We start from the raw sequence: 2922 nt of genomic DNA on the forward strand, positions 1-2922 counted from the left end.
CCATTCATGGTTTGCGTTAAGTTCCTTAAACCAGTTCGTCATTTCTATAAAAGCTTCTTTCTTAAAAACAAAGGATCCATACCTTTCAAATTTAACCTTTTTTGTACGACAAAAACCGTCTTTCTTAATTTTTTCTCCTTGACTAGTTTCAGCAACTACAGAGAACATTCCATCGTCAGAATCAAACACTGTTTCTCCACGTGCTCCAACCGACAAAAAAGAACCGAAAAACGCTTTGACATTTTTTTCAGGGATAAACTTAAGTTCAAATTTTACTGCGTCATTCTTGCTTTTTGTGCCGCTTTCAGAAGTACAAAGTTGAAGTTGGCTTATGTCAGAATTTCTAATGGCTTTTTGAACAGACTTAGGTTGCACAAGACCGTTCAATCGCACATACTTGATTCCGTGATTTTCAATAGCTTCTTGAATAGCATGAGAAAATTCTTGAACTGGAATAAACTTGGCTTTGCCGAGAAGCTTGTGAACAAAATTCCACACCAGGGAATATTCGCGACCGTCGGAAACCATCGCTATAGCCGCATTACCACAGAACAAAGCCATGGCTTGACATTTTAGATAATCAGAATCCTTTTCAGGAGGCTTAACTTCAACTTCAATAGAATCCTTCTGCAAATCACTGGACGCATGCCTTATGATATCAATCGGAACTCCTTCTTCATATCTTGCTATATGCAATAAAACAATGTCTCCTTTAGTCGTGACATTCATTGCGCATGCTTTACCCTTGCCGTCTTCAAGCGAAACTATTCTACTTTCGACCGTAATCTTGCCCTTAAGTTCCTTTTTGATTTCTTCGGTAATATTCACGTCTTTCGTCTCTGTAAGAGCAAAAAGACTGAGTGTAATTTCCTTTGTTGAAGATGTCTTTGTTGCCATAATTGGTTATGTCCTAAAAAAGCTCGATAATATTCCCTCTTACGCGGTAGCTTGGGCTGGTGGGTTCATTTTTGATAGGAGAGCTCGAACTTGTTTCAATTCCTCTTGACTCAGTGGCGGCTCGGCCATTGTTTCGGGTGGCTGATTTTTAGGAGCCCTTTTTCTAGGCGGAAGGCCGAAGAACGACTCCCATCCTCCCTTTTCCAACCGAGCTTTGTTCCTGTAGTAGCTTTTGACTGAAATCTTGTCTTCTGGATGATCGCCATTCCAATACTCGACAATCATCTTCACGTTATTAGTTCCCCGACAGCCTGCATTTCGAGTCAAGACTATAGCCCATTTTCTAACAAATTTTTGAACCCTATAATTTGCAGATTCGTACAAATCATCAGGAAAATCATCAACACATGTACTGCCGAACCAACGCATATCAAAAACTCACTTGGATAATGTTACCGAACCTGCCGACTACCCGACCTTTCGTTTCGCTACCCGACCTTTCAAAAGCTCTCTCAATTCTTTAATTTCATCACTTGTTAAAGGAGTTTCTTTATTTTCGTCATTTGCAGGGATCTCAACGTTTGTTGACACCTTTTCAAACTTGACTGAATAGCCACAAGACTTACAGAGTAATTCAACAACCTCAAATTGCGGGCTTCTAGACCCATTAAGGTAGTTTGCAAGAGCTGCTTGGGTTATTCCTGCTTCGTCAGCAACAACTTTTTGGGTTTTGCCGGATTCTTCGATTGCTTTGCGTAAAAATTGTGAAAACATAAAAATTCAACAAATGTTTATAAAACCTCTTGACACTCAACAAATGTTTATATACATTTGTTGATGTAGTGATAATTAACCACCATTACAATAAAAGTTAATAAAAAAGGAAATCAACACAATGACTGCCGATTTCACCGTCACAAAATTCTCTTGGCGAAAGGTCGCCGAAAAGGTCTCCGAAGTCGCCGGAAAGCCTTACAGTGCCAACTACGTAAGGGAAGTAGCCTCGGGTTACCGCACCAATCACCAGCTCACAATCATCCTCCAAAACCTTGGAATTGTCAAAAAAGAGGTAGCATAATGATCAAGTCTGTTTACGAAGAAGAATCCGAAAACACAGAGACCTGCTCTAACGAATCGTTAGACCAGCTCCCCAAAAATTTCGACAACAACATCCCAGCTTGCGATAGAGACTTCTGTCCATCGGTAGAAGTCCTTGAATCCGAAAAAATCGCAAACGAAGCAATTAAGGCCGAGGAACTCGACCCGACCACAGCAGGGGCTTTGCGACTCCGTTACCGCATTTTTAATGATACAGACCATGTCAGATGGTTCAACGATAATAACAAGGAAACTTGGTTTGTCGCCGACGATGTATGCAAAATTCTCGGTTACAAGAATACCGCCAAAGCAATTGCCGACCACTGCGGCAAGGTTATCGACTCCAAGTATATCGACGAGAGTCACTGTCTCGCTAAGAAGACGACCGTCAAGGATGCCAACGGTCAAACCCGCGCAATGATCGCCATTAATGAGCCGGACCTTTACCGCCTCATCATTCGTTCCCGCATGCCCGATGCTCGGAAGTTCGAACACTGGGTAATGGAAGACGTGCTCCCGTCCATCCGCAAGACGGGCAAGTATGCCGTCAAACGCAAAATCGAGTTCAGCAACCCGGAGGACCAGGCGAAGTTCGAAGCCGCCAAGACGGAGCTTTCGGGCCAGTGCGAACTATTCCCGCGAATGGTTCCGAGCGTATCGCTCCCGGCAGACATCACCGACCGCCTGAACTCTGTCAAGAAACGCCTTTTCGAGCAGGGCCAGAAGTTTCCAACCAACAAAGATTTCGTGAAGTTCCTCGTCAACAAGGCACTCGAAGATTTGGAGGGCTAGGCCCATGACGGAGCTCAAGAAATCGCAGATGAGGCGCATCGTCGAACTTGACACGCTCCGTCGCAACTTCAAGCCCGGCACCAGGGAATACCGCCTTGTCAGTGCCAAAATCCACCACGAGCGGACAAAGTTCCG

5 protein-coding genes are annotated in these 2922 nt (G+C 43.8%); 2 read left to right on the plus strand and 3 right to left on the minus strand.

Annotated features, from left to right (window positions below):
- The 3 genes from IKG78_RS02570 to IKG78_RS02580 all read right to left on the minus strand — a co-directional run.
- The coding region (locus IKG78_RS02570; RefSeq protein WP_290938851.1) for a hypothetical protein at positions 1–828 on the minus strand (828 nt) is incomplete at its 3' end.
- Positions 829–936: 108 nt separating this feature from the next.
- Positions 937–1326, minus strand: a complete 390-nt coding sequence (locus IKG78_RS02575) for a hypothetical protein (protein ID WP_290938853.1) — start codon at positions 1324–1326, stop codon at positions 937–939.
- A 39-nt stretch (positions 1327–1365) separates the two neighbouring features.
- Positions 1366–1671 (minus strand): helix-turn-helix transcriptional regulator, encoded by a 306-nt coding sequence (locus IKG78_RS02580; RefSeq protein ID WP_290938855.1) that lies wholly within the window; start codon positions 1669–1671, stop codon positions 1366–1368.
- A gap of 121 nt (positions 1672–1792) precedes the next feature.
- Here IKG78_RS02580 and IKG78_RS02585 point away from each other — a divergent pair, with 121 nt between their 5' ends.
- Positions 1793–1975 carry a hypothetical protein gene (locus IKG78_RS02585; RefSeq protein WP_290938857.1) on the plus strand — a complete coding sequence of 61 codons (183 nt, stop codon included), beginning with the start codon at positions 1793–1795 and terminating at the stop codon, positions 1973–1975.
- A complete protein-coding gene (locus tag IKG78_RS02590; protein WP_290938859.1) occupies positions 1975–2787 on the plus strand; it encodes a BRO family protein in 813 nt (270 codons plus the stop codon). The genes IKG78_RS02585 and IKG78_RS02590 overlap by 1 nt, the downstream gene beginning before the upstream one ends.
- Positions 2788–2922 lie beyond the last annotated feature (135 nt).

The sequence above is a fragment of the Fibrobacter sp. genome (assembly GCF_017545445.1).
GTDB lineage: Bacteria > Fibrobacterota > Fibrobacteria > Fibrobacterales > Fibrobacteraceae > Fibrobacter.

What these genes read in the sequence shown, in the direction of transcription:
- IKG78_RS02575 (WP_290938853.1), bottom strand. Translation starts at nt 1,326, where the DNA reads ATGCGTTGGTTCGGCAGTACATGTGTTGATGATTTTCCTGATGATTTG.
- IKG78_RS02580 (WP_290938855.1), bottom strand. Translation starts at nt 1,671, where the DNA reads ATGTTTTCACAATTTTTACGCAAAGCAATCGAAGAATCCGGCAAAACC.
- IKG78_RS02585 (WP_290938857.1), top strand. Translation starts at nt 1,793, where the DNA reads ATGACTGCCGATTTCACCGTCACAAAATTCTCTTGGCGAAAGGTCGCC.
- IKG78_RS02590 (WP_290938859.1), top strand. Translation starts at nt 1,975, where the DNA reads ATGATCAAGTCTGTTTACGAAGAAGAATCCGAAAACACAGAGACCTGC.